This window comes from Cytobacillus sp. IB215665 (genome assembly GCF_033963835.1).
GTDB lineage: Bacteria > Bacillota > Bacilli > Bacillales > SM2101 > Nanhaiella.
In genome coordinates this window covers 153119-170362 of the sequence record NZ_JAXBME010000010.1, presented here as the reverse complement: position 1 = coordinate 170362, position 17244 = coordinate 153119, and the positions used below count along the sequence as shown (strand labels likewise).

Here is a 17244-nt window from a genome sequence, read left to right as displayed (position 1 = left end):
ACAGGGTATATTTTACTTTATTGGTATATTTGTAGAATCTAAAATATTGCTTTTCGTATTAAGATTTAAACTGATACACTGTATTTTCTCTTTTTCTAAAACGATGAATAATGTATAAAACCACATGTCCCGGATCAAGTTTGATAACAATAGCAACAAAGTTTACGTAAAGAGCTTATGCTTTTAATATAGCTTCATAAAGTTTCTACAAGTACTTTTTGATAAAAACCAACTACAAAAACATTTGATCCAGACACTTGTTCATTAATAAAAAAAGATATGATTTGTGGTGATTGATTAGCTAAAATAGGATATTCGCCTCATAATAAATTAGCGTATTTATTAATCGCAGTTTTTAGATCATCCTATTGATGTACACCTTTATTAGCTATCAATCAAACAATTCCTTAAAATAAACCTCTCGATTTTCTAAAAATCTTCTCGTAATTTGATAATGGCTCGTTTGTTCATAATCAATTGTACTTATTGGTGAAGTGTCAAAAGAAAGAATTTGTGCCTTTGGGAAACCCAATAATATCGGAGAGTGTGTTGCAATTATAAATTGAGAATATTCTTGAAGTTCATGAATAATACTTAATAATGATAGCTGACGTGCAGGAGACAAAGCTGCTTCAGGTTCATCTAACAAATATATCCCTTTGCGATCAAACCGATTTGTAAATAGAGTAAGAAATGATTCACCATGAGACTGTTCGTGTAATGATTTCCCCCCATATCCCTGATAATGAAAAGCTCTATCCTCTCTTGCTAATTGATCTAAGTAACTTGCAAAATGATAAAAGCTTTCTGCTCTTAAAAAAAATCCATCAGTCATTTTCGGAAGCCAAGAAAGACGAATGTATTTACTTAAATGTGACTGCGATGCATCGACCTCATATATATTATTCCTGCTCCCACCTGCAGTATGAAAATCACATTTATCTGCAATTGCTTCAAGCAAAGTTGATTTTCCTGACCCATTTTCACCGACAAAAAAAGTTACATTGCTCTCAAAACTTATTTGCTCAATTGATCTAAATGCTTGTATGTTAAGGGGATAGTTAGTTTCTTCTCCAATTTTCTCTTGTAAGAAAGTTAATTCTCTTAGATACATGATATTCTCCCTTTAAATTATTATATTTTTATATGTGAGAGTTCATTTTACCATAGTGAGCAATATAGAATGAACACAGACAAGGCTTGAATGTACCTGACCCTTGTAACAACAATGGGAAGTTTAACATGCAAGAGTTTTGGTGGACTACTATTCATTTAACTAATTCTTTTAATGATAAAACTTGGTGCGCAAAGGTAATTTTACATATTTTCACATTGTTGTATCCTATTCAATTATATACCGCCGTTTTTCAATTGATTGTTATTTATAGTTCTAAGAAATAAACGCATACTTACATCTTTACCCTTTCACAGATGACTAGCATCGTAAACTACATCTTTCCTCTCAAATATAGAAACAGAGGCACCAAAGCTTACGAAACAACTCTAATTAATAACACTAAGGAGAGAGGGATGTGAATATATGAACCCCAAACTATCTGACGAACAAATGCTTCATATTATATCAGCTGGATTAAAAAAAACACATATGCCTAAACATATTATTATTGTCGGAGCAGGATTAGCTGGGCTTGTTGCAGCATCATTATTAAAAAATGCTGGACATAAAGTGACCATTTTAGAGGGAAACGATAGAGTTGGAGGTCGGGTACATACTTTACGCTCTCCATTTAGCAGTTCTCAATATTTTAATACTGGTTCCATGCGTATTCCTGAAAACCATCGATTTGTCTTAAGCTATATTAACAAGTTTAAATTGCCTACAAACCTATTTATTAATCAAACCCCGTTGGACAAAATTTATGTAAATGGGACCCATACTACCTTGAGTACGGTTAAGTGTAACCCACATATTTTAAACTATCCGTTGAATGAAGCTGAAAGTGGTAAAACTGCAGTAGAACTGTTACTTTCAGCCCTTCAACCAATTGTCGATTTTATTCAGCAAAATCCACAGAAAAATTGGAAAATAGCAGAGAAAAAATACCGAAAATATTCATTTGGTTTCCTCCTACAATCTTATTTTTCATATGGTGCAATTGATATGATCGATACCATGCTTGATTTAAAAGCATTTTCTGGCGTATCTTTAATCGAAGTATTACGGAAAATGAGTTTCTTTACTGCAAAAATGCGTTATTATGAGATAACTGGTGGAATGGATTATTTACCACGAGCATTTCTGACACAATTAAAAAGCGATATTCTATATAATCAAAAAATGATAAAAATCATTAATAAAAAATCTAACGTAGTTATTGAAACTCTTCAACAGAGAAAATTAAATCTAAGCACTTTTACAGGTCATCTTGCAATCGTGACTGTACCCTTTTCAACTTTACGCTTCGTGAAGGTTGAACCTTATGATTCCTTCTCATACGAAAAGAGAAAAGCCATACGTCAACTTAACTATATGCCTTCAACAAAAATTGCTATTGAGTTTAAAAGTCGATTTTGGGAATATGCAGCTCAATATGGAGGTAGGTCAATTACAGATTTACCGATACGTTTTTCATATTACCCAAGCTATGGTATTGGAACGAAAGGACATGCAGTTGTTTTAGCGAGTTATACATGGGCGGATGAGGCATTACTATGGGATAGCTTAAGTGAAGAAGAACGTATTCAATATGCTTTATTGGATTTAGCAAAAATATATGGGCAACAGGTTTTCCTTGAATTCGTTTCTGGATGTTCTTTTAGCTGGAGCCAAAATCCATATTCTTCAGGAGCTTTTACAGCGTTTGATCCAGGCCAAGAATATTCATTAGCTCCCTTCATCTCTACACCCGAAGGAAAAGTCCACTTTGCTGGTGAACATACGACTCAAACTGTCGGTTGGATGCAAGGAGCAATTGAATCTGGGATTCGGGTCGCACACGAAGTGAATGATTTACCTATATAGTTACAACTATATTTCTAGCAAAAGCAATATTTTCCTCCTTCATTTTATCATTTTGATATATAACATTACAATTCTAAATAAGTTTTCCTTCCATTGACACTGCTCAAAAGAAGAATAGATGACATAAATATTTATTACCGTCTTTGGATTGGACTGTTTTCACATTTGTTGTTGCTTTTGTTAATAAGAGCTATACTCAAATATAACTAATGTTCGTCATGTCTAATCAGCTCAAAAGACTATAAAACCAATAGTATTTACTCAAATGTAAGTACAAAAAGCAGCTACGTAAAGAGCCTTAAATTAAGCATAATAAATCGATAGATGCGATTGAGCATGTTATCATTAATAACCAGAATCCTCTGATGTTAGATTGTCAATCATCTTATAATCATACTTTTGTAGCGGTTTTTCAGCTGGTCCTTCAATGACCTCACCAGTATATGAGAATCTCGAGCCATGACATGGGCAATCCCATGAACGCTCTCCATCGTTCCATTCAACTTCACAACCGATATGTGTACAAGTTGTATCTACAATATGTAGCTTACCTGTATTATCTTTATAAGCTCCCTTTCTATGTCCGTTGACTGTTATGACTGACCCCTCACCTCTAGATAAATCACTAGCATCTTTAGATAAGATTTCAAGTTTACCTTTAATTAAATGACCTGCAACATTCGCATTGTCAACTAAGAAGTTTTTCAAGCTAGGATTTAAATGAAATCTAGATGGGCCAAACATATGCTCATCGACTCTTATTTTCTTCAAGAGTATATCTTTAAATAACAAAGCTGCAACTGTTCCATTTGTCATGCCCCATTTTCTATATCCTGTTGCAATCATAATATTTGGCTGACTTAAAGTTACAGCTCCTATGTATGGAATATTGTCTAATGTATATAAATCTTGTGCAGACCAGCGGTAAGCGATGCTTTCTATGTCGAAAACATCATTCCCAAACTTCTCCAAGGCATTGAAATGTGCTAACGTGCTTTTTCCTTCGCCCGTTTTATGCCCTTCACCACCAATAAGAATCATTTCCTCCCCAGCAATAGTTGTCGAACGAAGCGAACGTATTGGTTGATCGGCACTAATATACATGCCTCCAGGGTATGCCTCTTTAGCTTTTACAGCTATGATATACGACCGTTCAGCATGTAATCTCGTAGAATACAAACCTGCACCTTCGTAAAATGGGAAATGCGAACATGACAAAATATAGTTTCCTGTTATACTAGCCCCTTCTCGAGTAAGAACTGATGGTTTATCCCCTGTCTTAATATTGACAGCTGTAGTGTTTTCAAAAATAAGTCCACCCTTCTCGATTATAACTTGTACTAGATAAGCTAAATATTTCACAGGATGAAATTGTGCTTGGTTCTTCATGACAAGCCCATTTGTAATTGTTATATTAAAAGGTATATTATCAACTAATCCTCCTTCAATGCCAATTTTTTCATATGCTAGCGCCTCTTTCTCAAGTTTACGTCTATATTCTTCAGTTGTAGCGTATATGTATGAATCTTGTTCACAAAAATCACAATCGATTTTGTTTTCTTCTACTGTTTCTTTAATAAAAGCTAAAGCATCTTTATTCGCTTTATAATATAATTTAGCTTTATTAATCCCGATGTCCATACTATGAATAAACTTATCGTATATTAAACTGTGTTGTGCAGTAATTTTCGCTGTTGTATGCCCAGTGGTACCACTAAATAATTTATCTGCTTCTACAATAGCTACTTTAAAGCCTTCATTCACTAATAGGTAAGCTGATGTAATTCCTGTAATACCACCACCTACGATAACAACATCAACTTCTGTATGTTCATCTAATGTTGGAAAATCCTTTATATTATTAGTATTCGTCCATAATGACTTTGAAGACTTAGGAAGTTTTGCGTTTTCATCCTTGTAAATCACTTAGAATCCTCCTACTGATATTTTTAATATTAGGTTTACCTACCATTTGATGACTATTCTTAAATATACAAGAAATTAAACTATTTTTAACCTAATCAAATTTGTTTCGTAATGAATGTTTTAATTTTTTGAATACATTGACGGTAATTGCAATCTGCTGTAAAGTAGACAATCATACTATTCGGGAAGTGGAACAATTTGACTACCTTAACTAAATCAAAAACAATGATGATGTCACCCATTTATTGGGTGTTATTTGCAATTAGCGCTGGACATTTTATTAATGACTCCCTTCAAGCAGTTGTCTATGCCATGTTTCCTATCTTAGAACAAAATTTACATTTTTCTTATACGCAAATCGGTTGGGTTGCCTTCATGTTAAATATGACATCTTCGATCATGCAGCCAGTATTTGGATCGTTCGCAGATAAACGTTCTGTTCCTTTTTTATTACCTTTTGGTACATTCCTAAGTTTACTTGGATTAGTGGGGCTTGCACTTTTTTCGAATTTTTTCTTTATTTTAATAGCTGCACTATTCATTGGTTTAGGATCTGCTATCTTTCATCCAGAAGGGTCTAGAGTAACTTCAATGGCAGCTGGGGGTAAAAGAGGACTTGCACAATCTATTTATCAAGTGGGAGGAAATACTGGCCAAGCAATGGCACCTATATATACCGCATTTATACTTATTCCTTTCGGTCAAAAAGGTGGTCTTATCTTTTCTGTCTTAGCAATAATAGGGATTGGTATTCTCTTTCTTGTTTCATCATGGTATAAAAATCAATTAAACCATATGAATTATCACACAATGAAAAATACTCAAGGTAAACGACAGAAGCATAAATTAAACAGCAAAATTAAAACAGCTATGATTCTATTAGTGTTTTTTGTTTTTGCTCGTTCTTGGTACCATGCCGGTATTTCAAGCTTTTATCAATTCTACCTTATTGAAGACTATGGTTTGTCCATAACTGAGGCACAGTTTTACTTATTCACATTTATGATTGCAGGTGCAATTGGCACTTTATTTGGAGGACCACTAGCTGATCGGTTTGGAAATAAGAATATTATTATGTTTTCAATACTAGGCATCGTTCCGTTTACTATTGCATTACCGTATGTTCCTATACAATTTGTTATGCCTATGTTCTTAATTGTTGGATTTATTATGATGACAAGCTTTAGTGTTTCTGTCGTCTATGCGCAGGAGCTTATGCCAAAAAACATCGGAATGGCTTCTGGTTTAATTGTCGGACTTGCATTTGGAATGGGAGCGATTGGCTCTGTTTTCTTAGGTACGTTTGCTGATATGTTTAATATTAAAGTTGTCATGATATTTTGTAGTTTCCTACCAATAATCGGGATTATCGCTATGTTGTTACCTAATGACAGTAAGGTTCGGGAGATAAATCAATCTATATAGATAGCAAAGGCCTAAGCTAATTTTAATCTTAATAATATTGAATAACTGAAGGAGCTGTTTAATAAGTCAGAAATCAGACTTTAACAGCTCCTTTGAAGTAAACTATATTTCCTGTGCACCAAAATCTAGTGTTTTTCCTGATTCTGTATATGTTTTTATATTACTCAAAATCATCCACCAGTGTTGTTGTGCATTTTCATATGCTGGATGATTCTCTGTCCATTGATCATTAACTAATGTTAGTTTTGTGCATTTTCCAACTTGTTGCAATGAAAAGGATACTCTTGATTCAAGTTCTGAATGATTTAGGTGATATGATGGACCAGGGTGTTCAATAAAGCTTAACAACTTATTTGGTTCACATGCTAAAATTTCACCATATACATGCACTGTTTCTTCTCCATCATTACCCGGTCCCACATACTCAAAAGACTCTCCTTTTGTAAATGTTGATCTAAGTTCACTTCCAAAAAACGTACTTCGAGTCCCTTCAGGTGATACAAGTGTGTTCCATACTTTCACTGGTGGTGCATCAATATAAAACTGGTATGATAACTTCATATGTTCCTCCTTATACTCTTTGTATTAGCATTTACGCAACCGTTTAAGTAATGCTAATATGGATTATAATCGTATATACATAACAAGTATTGTAAAAACACGACATAATAAAGAAATGGGAGCGGTTTAATTGAAAGCAAATTCACCTAAACCAAGTATGGGTGTTCTAAAATTTAATGACAGTGTGAAAGATTATACACTTACACGTTATCCACCTTCTAATGAAACTAGCTTCTTTGTTAAACATTATTGGATTGTTAGTTGGGATTTAAAGGAAAATGAACAATTCTTACAAGATGTTATTCCGAATCCTTGTGTAAATTTAATTGTTGAGCAACATAAAACAGGTATCTTTGCTCCTACAACAAATAAATTCTCTTACCTTGTAAAAGGTAAAGGACGTGTTGTTGGGGTTAAATTCAAACCAGGTGGATTTTATCCTTTTACAACAAGATCAGTGGCTGAGTTAACGAACAAACCTTTGAAAATTCAGGATGTTTTTGATATTGAACAGGAGTTCGTTGAGGAAACTGTTCTTTCATGCAAAGAAGAACTTGAGATGATTAAATTTGTGGAAAACATAATACGAAAAAAACTACCGCAACAAGATAATAATGTGACACTCGTAAATCAAATTATTGATCACATTATCTCAAATCATGAAATTACTAAGGTGGACCATATATGCCATCAATTCAACATTCACAAAAGAAAACTACAACGCCTCTTCCAACAATATGTTGGCGTTAGTCCTAAATGGGTTATTAAACTATACAGATTACAAAATGCGGCTGAGATGATTGAGAAAACTCCAAATCTTAATTGGCTTGAACTAAGTAATGATTTAGGATATTACGACCAATCGCATTTTATTAAAGATTTCAAAGCGATCATTGGCAACACACCTGATGAATTTGCCAAGTTATCATAGTAACATATGTTCATTGTAGATTGGAATATTATTTCTCCCTTTTACAACTTGTAAATTCACCCCAACCTACCTGACTGTTCTATTATTTCTAAATAGTAACAATATTTCCATAGAAACAAAACCAATAGTGAAACTTTTTCTTTGGTGCTTACGTATAAATGTATAAGAAAGGGGCTAATGCTATGAATAATAAAGGCTGTATTAAATGTGGAGGAACAGAGGTAGGATCAAAAGAGATTGCTACTTCTGGGACTGGACTTTCCAAATTATTTGATGTTCAACACAATACGTTTAAAGTCGTTTACTGTAAAAACTGTGGCTATTCTGAGCTATATAACACAAATTCTTCTACTGGAATGAATATCATTGATTTATTTTTCGGAGGTTAAGTAAGAGTCTATAATGGACTCTTTTTTACTGCTTTTATGATGGTTGTTGTTTTCCTATCAAGACATAAACAAGAACTTAACGAGTTGTGGATCTGCCCCCTAAATTTCTCTTGTATTTATGCTATTGTTATGATATATTTTGTAATCTCGCCACAAATAAAATTGGCGAATATTCTCACAAGGAGGTAACTGATCTTGACTAAAAAGAATCAAAGTGCCTTTGATAAAGAGAAGCAGCAACTCAGTACAATAGCTGCAGAGATTGAGCGCCAGCTTCACTTACTCAACTCTATACCTCAATATCATGGCAGTGATATCACAGAACAAGCGTTAGAGTATGCAAGAGAGACTAGCCGACAAAACCTTCAAGCGTCTCTCAACGAACCTTATTTTGGAAGATTAGATTTCCAAGAAGATCTCAAACCAAAACTAGAAGAATATTACATCGGAAAAATAGGTATTTCTGATGAACAAACTGGAGAAGTACTTATTGTTGACTGGAGAGCTCCAGTAGCTAGCATGTTTTATTCGTTTGCTGGTAGTGATGACATCGCTTCTTACATAGCACCGGAAGGGCTAATTGAAGGTATTGTTTATTTAAAGCGTAATATTGCTATAAGAAACAAGGAACTTGGTCGTGTTGTTGATACTTATGTAAAAGGACAATCCAATTTTTCAGGAAGCGATGAATTTTTAGTTTATAAGTTAAGTGAACAAAAAGATAATCGTTTACAAGATATTGTCTCAACAATTCAGGCTGAACAAAATACTATAATACGATCACAAATTAATTTACCTCTTATTATTCAAGGAGTAGCTGGTAGTGGGAAAACAACGGTCGCATTACACAGATTAGCTTATTTACTATATCAATATCAACATAATACTAAAGCTGAAAAAATGATAATCTTTGCTCCTAATAATATGTTTCTCGATTACATCTCAAATGTGCTTCCTGAACTTGGTGTAGGACACATTCAACAAACTACGTTTACTGATTGGGCATTAAATATGTTGAATCAAGATGTACAATTGATAGATGCAACCAAATCTTTTTCAATATGGTTCACTCTCCACGATTTAAGGCCAGCAATTAATGAAAATACACCAGGTAGATTTAAAGGCTCGGTTCGGTTTTTAAATAAAATTCAACACTGCCTACAATTCTATGAAAAAAACGTCATCCCTAATAAAGACTTTACTGGCTTAGAGCATTCATTACTTAATGCTGAAACTATTAAACAATGGTTTTACGAAGAATATATAACATACCCATTAGTGAAAAGAACAGAACGTACGATATCTCGCATAAAACGGTGGATTGAGACTGAGCTTCAACACATTGCTGATAAAAATGTCAGAGCTAAGTTAAAAAGAAAAGCTACTCAAGCATTACGGACATATACAAAGAGTTGGAACATCCAAACACCATTATCATTTTACAAACAAATCTTCAACCAAAAGCATGTAAACTATATGCGGGCAAATATTTTTGAGGATATACCTGATGAGATTTGTAATACTACCACCAAATTACTTAATAAAAAACTAGTTGAAGTTGAAGATCTTGCTCCGATCGTTTATATTCACAACTATTTCAACGGGATCGAGAAAGAAAAACGTTATCACCATGTTGTTCTAGACGAAGCACAAGATTTCTCTCCTTTTCAAGTAGCTGTATTGCAGGAAATGACTAGAAAGAATGCTTTTACAATCTTAGGTGATTTATCACAAGGTATTCACAGTTATCAAGGGCTAAATGACTGGCAAGAAATTTTTCAGCTGTTCGGTGAAGAGAGCAAGCAAGGTTATTTTGAACTAAACAAAAGTTATAGGTCAACTATGGAAATTATTCAGTTCGCTAATAAAATTAAAGCTAACAGTTCTCAACCAGTTAATGATGCTGTTCCAGTATTTCGAAGTGGTGATAAGGTAGAATTGATAAATACAACACCATCAAACCGTGTCCAAGAAATCACAAATATCATTCAAAAATATAAAGAAGACAAAGCAAAATCAATTGCCATTGTCGGGAGAACTGAAGAAGATTGTGATCATCTGTATAAGAAACTTAAAATCTATATAAAAGAAATAACACTCATTACAACAAAACAGAATGAATTTAAGGGTGGCATCTCTATTATCCCTATTTATTTAACAAAGGGCTTGGAATTTGATGCAGTCCTTATCACCGACGTGGACGAAATAAATTACGGCTTAAATGATGTTGATGCCAAACTACTCTATGTGGGCTGTACCCGTGCACTACACAAGCTCAGCATCCAATATACAAAAACTAAATCACCTTTGTTGGGGGACTGACTCCTAACACTTTAAAGTAAAAAAGTTTCATGGGCTACCAAAACCGAATGAAAAAATAAATACTCCGAACCTACCAACCGAGGACAAATTATTTTTTCGATAGTTCATATATACATTATCAGACAAGTGTCAGATTTATAATTATGTTACCTTTATGCATTTTTAAAAAGAGAGTCCTTAGGACTCTCTTTTTTCCAAGCTGCTATAACAGCTACTTATTCAGAAACAATAGATTTAGAAGATTTCATACTCACGAATATATTTAATAAGATGATTAAAGATGTTTTCACAATAATTGTTGCTTTTCGTAATAATAGCTAAACACGTTCTACATTTTTTAGCTCTAAAGACTATAAAAACTAAAATACACATTAGTTTTGAAGAATAGCATTAAAAGTTTAAGAAAAGAGCCTTTATTTAGCGTCGTAAAAGGTACTTTAAGTATGTTAAGTCTAACAAATACACGTTTTTCTTTTCTTCCCTATTAACTCTTTTTTCTCCATTTTCTCAATATATTCTTTAGCAAGTGGAACTTTACATGCTGTGTTCCCCATGTTCACCTTAACCTTACCAATAACTCCTGCTATCCGCTTTGCCTCCGCATGAAGTGGTTCATAATATGCTCCAACTGAGATAACAAATCCATTCATCACATAACGAACTCGATTTCTTTCATCATGTATCGTGTGTTCCACTTTTGCTAAAAGCTTCTTTATTTCATCTTGGTCAATTAGTTCATCAGGTGTAATTGATAAATAGTTTGAAAAAACGCTCCACCCTGCACAAGCAATGTTTTCACTTGTAGAGGCAATCCATTCTCTCGCTAGTTCTAACGAAAATTGAGACTCCGCTGTAACTTGAGCTACTGAATATTCACTTATCATATACCAATTTGCTTGCTTCACCCAGTTCTGTAGTTGTTCCTTAGTCATTTGTTGTGGGCTTACACAAAGCCCTGCCAAATACATAGCATCATTATTCCCTGAATTGTATAGTTCTAATGCTAAATCTTGATCCTTCTTCACCTTTTTTACTAGGTGCTTTTTTAAGTCACCTATTTTCACACCATATAGCGGCTCGCTTGCTCCATGTCTTAGCAACGTATTTTTCGTTTGTTCATTTCCAAGTTCCGATAGCTTTGTCATTACTTCATCATATGTAATCAACTTATAACCCCCTTATGAATTTCAGATAGCTTCATTACAACATACCTTCACCATTCACTTTTATATCGTTAATGTTAACCTAACAAATAAATATCAAAACCAACTATTCCCATATATTTTTTTGATAAATCTCTTTAAATTCCTAGTTGTTGGATATATAATATATGTTGCATAATACAGTATTATCCATTATTGCTCTAATCTAACTTTTAAGGAGTTACTATACTAAATGAATATACCAAATTACCAGACTGAACTATTACAGGAAATAGAGGAATTGAGGATTAAAATGATTACTATGGGCATAAAAAAAGGACTTCATCATGATGATACGATATACATTAGTAAACATTTAGATTTGCTATTAAATAAATATCAAACATTGTCAATTCAAAAATGATGAAAGAAAATCTTCTCAACAATTCTACCCACCTTCGACCTCTTATTATGCCTTCCATTTAGTACTTTAGTATGAGTTCTCCTTCAAAGAAAGATAGCTACCTTAGCTGTTATCAATGATAACATGAAGCATGATACCTACGAATCTCTTTGATTAATATTTATTATCTTCCCTTCATCTTGTAACAATTTCTTTTCTATGTTAATTAACTTGTCTTCAACTGAAGAAATTCTGTTATTCATCCTTATCAAAACTGGTGTATACAATAAAACAGTTACTAGAGCTGTTAGAAATATTTCCATAGCTAACTCCCTCCATCATCATTCTTTGTTTTAGGCTCTTGAAGTAAACGTTGTTGCTATAGCTTCTAAACTATAATATAAAGATGTCGTTTTTCTCATCAGTTATCGTCTTATAGTAAGATGACTCGAAATCTAGTTGTATACGTGATTATTTATTCTTACAAAAAACAATAATCTATGCAAAAATAGCTTTGTTTTATGTATAGCTATTGCTTATATATTCTCTAAGATAAGAACAAAATTCCTTCCTAGAAAACATTATTTAATATAAAAAATTAATTTCCCCTCATATAAATAGCTAGTAGGAATATGCATCAACCGCTTTTATTCATTTCAATCCTTAATTGTAATTTGCTTAGTAAATATGATAGCAGAAAGTGTGGCACCAATAGCTTGTATCCAAGTTCCAATTTTAGCTATTTGTAAACCAACTTCATCCATGCTAACTAATAAGTATATGCCACCTATCGCTCCTAGCCCAGCCCCTAAAGATTGCAATATATTCCCTACAACTGCAAAATCTTGCAGAGGAGCTTTAATCATGGTAGATCCAACTGCCGCAAAAGCAGCTCCAAGGGATTGAAATGAACCACCTAAGATACCAAGTTGAGTTCCATCATCATCTTCAATAGTAGTGGCTACAGCACTTGCTGTATTTCCGGATGCCTGTATCCAACTCCCAAAAATAATTAAAGAATCCGCCTCAGTCCCATCACCCTGAATATTCATTGTTCTCCCGATCGGCTTAAATGTGTTCCCAACTGCTTGAAGACTATTTCCAACTCTAATGAACTGATTAGATAATTCTTTATCATTTAAAATAGGTTCAGTTCTGCCAATTGCCGCAATTATGTTTCCGATAGACTGAAGCCATGAACCAATTAATTGCAAGTCAGTTCCTGTCCTTATCACCTCCAAATCCCACCAATCCTGCTTTCACTTATTTAATGTATTGTATTCAATTGGGGGGATATAATTTTGTGAAAAAGCCTAAATTATTTACAATTTATAAATATAGTTCTTTATCGCTAATGAAGAACTCCTATTCCTACACTCTTAGTATGTCTTTCAGATTCACCAAACAATCTTATACCCTAATATACATTAACTTCATTAATTACGAATACAAACTAAGTTGTTGATTTTTGAAAAAAAGGATGGGATATCATTCCACTTCGTGCTTTTCATTAATCTTATAAAAGCGAAGAATTAGCTAATTATCACTAACAAGAAATCCCTTGAAAACTAAAGGGCAAAAACAATCAAAAGAAGTTGATTTCTAAAGTAAGTAAGCTTATTGCTGAACATAATCAACACTATAATTACTAAACAAACAAGAAATGAGAAATTGATTTCTGTAACATATGATCAAGCTACTTTAATTCCGTGTGTAAAAAATGAAGATTTTTTACACGCATACGTCAAGTCCATTTCATTTTATCGGACTTTATTTGCACTATATACCTCTAGCTCACATGTCATTTTCTACATAAAATTTTTCAACTTCTAGATCTATCGCTTTAACTACTTCTGGGTTAGCGTACATATATAAAGTAACACCTTTTGAGTCATCTTCGTTTTCAACTTCTGCTTCAACACTTATCCTAGTTTTTTCCTCGTTAAAAATAACATTAAATGTACCAATTTTTTTATCCTCATGTCTTTTTTTCATCATATGTATTTCTTTGTTGATAAAATTAATATCATCTTCTGTAAAACCTTTATCAAAGATTGACGAAGATTATTGCATAAAAAAAGGTTGTATATCTTCAGGGTCACAATTAAAATCAGATAATAATGGCTCATTGTCATTGGTTAATACTCTCTTTTTATTTAACAGAACAATCATGCTCACTAAAATGATTACCCCAAGACCAAGTATTATAGATTTCATACCCTCAATCCCCCTTTTACAGTTGAACATAATACAATGAATTTTATTATTACCATATATCTTCAACAAATTCCCTTTTTTAAATTAGTAGTCAATCAACTTAATACTAAAATCCACTAAACTCACCAATAAATATTTTCAAATGCTAATTTATAACAAACACAATCATCTATACCTCGTTAATACTCTCCAAAAAATAAAAAAACCCAAATAGGCTGATTAAGGTGTTGTCATTTCTTATAAATAAGGAAATATTTTCTTGTAGTAAAAGACTACATCTATTGGTTACTATAGCTGAAGTGAGGAGTCGTATTTCTTTTTGATAAGGTTGTTTACTCATGGATTGTTGCTTTTCGTTCTTACATATAAGCACGCATATATCTAAAGTTCGTGACATCTTTTCTATCCTGTTCATTTTTACGAAAATAGTAAAAACGTTTACAAAAAGAACCCTTTAGAAACCTATAAATGATTGAAATGCTAAGAAAAACATAATAAAAGAATAATAGATCGAACTATTATTTTTGGTCAGATAATTTTTCACCTACAAGTATTTCAAATAGTTCTGCTGAATTATTCTTATTTAATTGAACGTATTCATTTGCGACCTCTATTACAAGTTCAATATTTTCTTTATTTGGACTAATCCAAAGTTCGTATAACACCGTTTTAGCTTCTATTTCGGGTTTTTTAAATTGAACAACAAATCTGTAATCAGCGGGGTGTGCCATATTTACTATTGCTTTTTTCCAATTAATATCCGTTAATATCTCTTTTACCTTCTGAACTTCTTCTTTAGTAGTAATTATTTTGTAGTCATCGTATTTATTTTTATCATTTCGTTTTTCAAGTTGTATAAATTGTTCTTCATTTTCTATTAAGTTGGAACAACCTGCTAGAAAAATTGAAATTACTCCAATAAAAGCAATCAAATATTTTATTATGTTCAAGATAATCTCCCCCTTTATATATTAGACGTTTGTTATTTAGCAAAGTCTCAAAATCTTCTTTTTTTATTTAATACCAAATTTCTTGAAACTATTCAGCTATAAATTCTCTGTTTATTCTTAAATCCGTCACATTAAAATTGCAGAATGAAGAGAATGAGGTTGTAAAAGTAAATATAATTGTACTTTCTTTAGGATTACTTTTCTTACACAATAACCAGACTCATATAAATAGCTGTTTCTTACTACATATGACTAATTAGAATGTGATACATTTTAGGATGTATTTTCTCGTTAACTATTACTTTGTTTCATCCTTTAGTATTTATTTTAAATAGACTACTTTTTTTGATTAATAAGACAACAACCGTAGCGCTAAGACAAACGTAACGAATATATCGTCTAAAAAGATGAACGACTGATAATTAGGAAGGTAGTTTACTTAACTTGCTTGATATCACGAACTAAACGCTATATGGGAAGTGAAAATCTTAGAAGTGTGAAATCTAGTTGAGGACTAACATATACAATAAAAAAAGGACTAGTGGTAGCCCAGTCCAAATTGTTGTAATAACTATATATCTTAATAAAAAACATATCATAAGATGACAAATGTTAACAATATAGAATTAATGGATAGATAACCATTATTTTCGTAATACTAATTTTCTTGAATATCGTGTTATAGATATAATTACCAAACTGAGCTTATAAATAGAATTAAGTTCGGGTTATCTCATCTAACATCTGATCTAATGGACACTATACTGATTAGCTTCGTACAAAAAAGGATTAGCTATTATTGTGGACTTTACCATCATCAAATGACTACAAATACCACTTCCCTATAATAATTACTTCAATTGCTACTCCCAGAAATCAATATGTGTCTTTAGCCTGTTTAAATTCTTTTTATAACAAGGGTGTTGTAAAATGTATTTGTGTTTCTTGAAATAAAAATAAAGGACCAAATCCAATCGTATTTGTGAGATTTTTTCACATATCTTATTGTGTGGTTACAAGCCATTCTCGCCTTCTACAATATGGTCAAAAGATCTCCGTACCCGAGGTTATTCGGTTTTTAAACACTTCTTAGTCAAATCTACAAACGCCTGTACAACTGGTGAAGCGTGTTCAAACGAGTTTGCAACTAAACCAATAGAGCGATAGTAATTTTCTTCTAATCTTACTGAAGTTATTTCTCCAATACAAACAGCTAAAACCATTTTTGGAACGATACTTATTCCTAGGTTCTGTTCAACCATTGCACTTATTGTAGGATTATCTTCAATTTCACAATATATATAAGGCTTTACATCGTTTTCTTTAAAAACTCTTTTTATCAGGGCATCACACCCACCCTTTGGCATGATAAAAGGATTAGTACCTATATCATGTATACTAATGTTCTTCTTTTTTGCAAATGTATGATCAGTTGGTACAATGACATAGAGGTGGTCATCAACAAGGTTAATAAAGTCTAAATTATCTATTTCTGTTGCTGGTAAAAAACCGATATCCACCTCTCCTTGGAGAATCATTTTTCTAATTTCCTCATACCCACCCTCATAAAACTCTACTCGGATTGCTGGATACAGCTTGTGAAATTTTTTAATAATAAGCGGTAATAATTGAACAGATACGCTACTAAAAGTACCTATACGTATGGTTCCTATTTCAAGGCCATTCATTCTCCCTGCCTGTTGCTTCATTTGCTCAGTTTTTGTTAATATCTGTCTGATGTAATCAATGATTACCTCCCCCTCTTTCGTTAAAGTAATCCCTGACCGATTTCTATATAAAAGGGTTAAGTTAAGTTCTGATTCTAAACCTTTTATGGCGTGGCTAACAGCACCTTGTGTGAGACCTAATTTTTCACCTGCCTTCGTAAAACTCTTTGTATCAACAATTGTCTGAAACACTTCATATTGAAGTAATGTCATCAACAAACTCCTTTCCATTAATATAATTAATATATATTATTATAAACATTCGTTT

Annotated in this window: 16 protein-coding genes; 6 read left to right on the top strand and 10 right to left on the bottom strand. The window is 32.7% G+C overall.

The features are described 5' to 3' along the window. Positions 1-391 precede the first annotated feature (391 nt). The gene (locus SLH52_RS13465) at positions 392-1114 is read right to left on the bottom strand and encodes an AAA family ATPase (protein ID WP_320209790.1); all 723 of its coding nucleotides are present in this window, start codon (positions 1112-1114) and stop codon (positions 392-394) included. A 426-nt stretch (positions 1115-1540) separates the two neighbouring features. Between SLH52_RS13465 and SLH52_RS13460 the strand changes: the two genes are divergently transcribed. Beyond that, a complete protein-coding gene (locus SLH52_RS13460; RefSeq protein WP_320209789.1) occupies positions 1541-2983 on the top strand; it encodes a flavin monoamine oxidase family protein in 1443 nt (480 codons plus the stop codon). Positions 2984-3328: 345 nt separating this feature from the next. Here the strand turns inward: SLH52_RS13460 and SLH52_RS13455 are convergent, their stop codons facing one another. Further along, positions 3329-4909, bottom strand: a complete 1581-nt coding sequence (locus tag SLH52_RS13455) for an FAD-dependent oxidoreductase (RefSeq protein ID WP_413785527.1) — start codon at positions 4907-4909, stop codon at positions 3329-3331. Between the two features lie 198 nt (positions 4910-5107). Here SLH52_RS13455 and SLH52_RS13450 point away from each other — a divergent pair, with 198 nt between their 5' ends. Beyond that, positions 5108-6334, top strand: coding sequence for an MFS transporter (locus SLH52_RS13450; RefSeq protein ID WP_413785526.1), 1227 nt, complete (start codon positions 5108-5110; stop codon positions 6332-6334). A gap of 102 nt (positions 6335-6436) precedes the next feature. On the opposite strand, the gene SLH52_RS13445 is transcribed toward SLH52_RS13450, so the two are convergent. Further along, positions 6437-6895, bottom strand: coding sequence for an SRPBCC family protein (locus tag SLH52_RS13445; protein WP_320209788.1), 459 nt, complete (start codon positions 6893-6895; stop codon positions 6437-6439). A 130-nt stretch (positions 6896-7025) separates the two neighbouring features. Between SLH52_RS13445 and SLH52_RS13440 the strand changes: the two genes are divergently transcribed. From SLH52_RS13440 to SLH52_RS13430, 3 genes are all read left to right on the top strand, one after another. Continuing rightward, entirely contained in the window at positions 7026-7826 is an 801-nt protein-coding gene (locus tag SLH52_RS13440) for a helix-turn-helix domain-containing protein (RefSeq protein WP_320209787.1), read from the top strand. Between the two features lie 182 nt (positions 7827-8008). After that, the gene (locus SLH52_RS13435) at positions 8009-8215 is read left to right on the top strand and encodes a zinc ribbon domain-containing protein (protein ID WP_214482319.1); all 207 of its coding nucleotides are present in this window, start codon (positions 8009-8011) and stop codon (positions 8213-8215) included. A gap of 195 nt (positions 8216-8410) precedes the next feature. Beyond that, positions 8411-10537 (top strand): HelD family protein, encoded by a 2127-nt coding sequence (locus SLH52_RS13430; protein ID WP_320209786.1) that lies wholly within the window; start codon positions 8411-8413, stop codon positions 10535-10537. Between the two features lie 452 nt (positions 10538-10989). Here the strand turns inward: SLH52_RS13430 and SLH52_RS13425 are convergent, their stop codons facing one another. After that, complete coding sequence (locus tag SLH52_RS13425; protein ID WP_320209818.1) at positions 10990-11700, bottom strand: DNA alkylation repair protein; 711 nt, start codon at positions 11698-11700, stop codon at positions 10990-10992. A gap of 232 nt (positions 11701-11932) precedes the next feature. On the opposite strand from SLH52_RS13425, the gene SLH52_RS13420 reads away from it, so the two are divergent. Further along, entirely contained in the window at positions 11933-12103 is a 171-nt protein-coding gene (locus SLH52_RS13420) for an aspartyl-phosphate phosphatase Spo0E family protein (RefSeq protein ID WP_320209785.1), read from the top strand. 137 nt (positions 12104-12240) lie between these two features. Here the strand turns inward: SLH52_RS13420 and SLH52_RS13415 are convergent, their stop codons facing one another. The 6 genes from SLH52_RS13415 to SLH52_RS13390 all read right to left on the bottom strand — a co-directional run bounded on the left by SLH52_RS13415 (position 12241) and on the right by SLH52_RS13390 (position 17189). Further along, positions 12241-12405, bottom strand: coding sequence for a hypothetical protein (locus SLH52_RS13415; RefSeq protein WP_320209784.1), 165 nt, complete (start codon positions 12403-12405; stop codon positions 12241-12243). 333 nt (positions 12406-12738) lie between these two features. Next, positions 12739-13317, bottom strand: a complete 579-nt coding sequence (locus tag SLH52_RS13410) for a DUF6944 family repetitive protein (RefSeq protein WP_320209783.1) — start codon at positions 13315-13317, stop codon at positions 12739-12741. Positions 13318-13876: 559 nt separating this feature from the next. After that, on the bottom strand, positions 13877-14080 hold the full coding sequence (locus tag SLH52_RS13405; protein ID WP_320209782.1) for a hypothetical protein: 204 nt from the start codon (positions 14078-14080) through the stop codon (positions 13877-13879). Positions 14081-14146: 66 nt separating this feature from the next. After that, positions 14147-14299: a hypothetical protein gene (locus SLH52_RS13400; protein ID WP_320209781.1), complete on the bottom strand. Its 153-nt coding sequence runs from the start codon at positions 14297-14299 to the stop codon at positions 14147-14149. Positions 14300-14817: 518 nt separating this feature from the next. Next, positions 14818-15249, bottom strand: a complete 432-nt coding sequence (locus SLH52_RS13395; protein ID WP_320209780.1) for a hypothetical protein — start codon at positions 15247-15249, stop codon at positions 14818-14820. Positions 15250-16316: 1067 nt separating this feature from the next. After that, positions 16317-17189, bottom strand: coding sequence for a LysR family transcriptional regulator (locus SLH52_RS13390; RefSeq protein ID WP_320209779.1), 873 nt, complete (start codon positions 17187-17189; stop codon positions 16317-16319). Between the last annotated feature and the right edge of the window lie 55 nt (positions 17190-17244).

Excerpts from the sequence above, each read along its gene's own strand:
- SLH52_RS13465 (WP_320209790.1), bottom strand. The coding sequence starts at position 1,114 with ATGTATCTAAGAGAATTAACTTTCTTACAAGAGAAAATTGGAGAAGAA.
- SLH52_RS13460 (WP_320209789.1), top strand. The coding sequence starts at position 1,541 with ATGAACCCCAAACTATCTGACGAACAAATGCTTCATATTATATCAGCT.
- SLH52_RS13445 (WP_320209788.1), bottom strand. The coding sequence starts at position 6,895 with ATGAAGTTATCATACCAGTTTTATATTGATGCACCACCAGTGAAAGTA.
- SLH52_RS13435 (WP_214482319.1), top strand. The coding sequence starts at position 8,009 with ATGAATAATAAAGGCTGTATTAAATGTGGAGGAACAGAGGTAGGATCA.
- SLH52_RS13420 (WP_320209785.1), top strand. The coding sequence starts at position 11,933 with ATGAATATACCAAATTACCAGACTGAACTATTACAGGAAATAGAGGAA.
- SLH52_RS13415 (WP_320209784.1), bottom strand. The coding sequence starts at position 12,405 with ATGGAAATATTTCTAACAGCTCTAGTAACTGTTTTATTGTATACACCA.
- SLH52_RS13405 (WP_320209782.1), bottom strand. The coding sequence starts at position 14,080 with ATGATGAAAAAAAGACATGAGGATAAAAAAATTGGTACATTTAATGTT.
- SLH52_RS13400 (WP_320209781.1), bottom strand. The coding sequence starts at position 14,299 with ATGAAATCTATAATACTTGGTCTTGGGGTAATCATTTTAGTGAGCATG.
- SLH52_RS13390 (WP_320209779.1), bottom strand. The coding sequence starts at position 17,189 with ATGACATTACTTCAATATGAAGTGTTTCAGACAATTGTTGATACAAAG.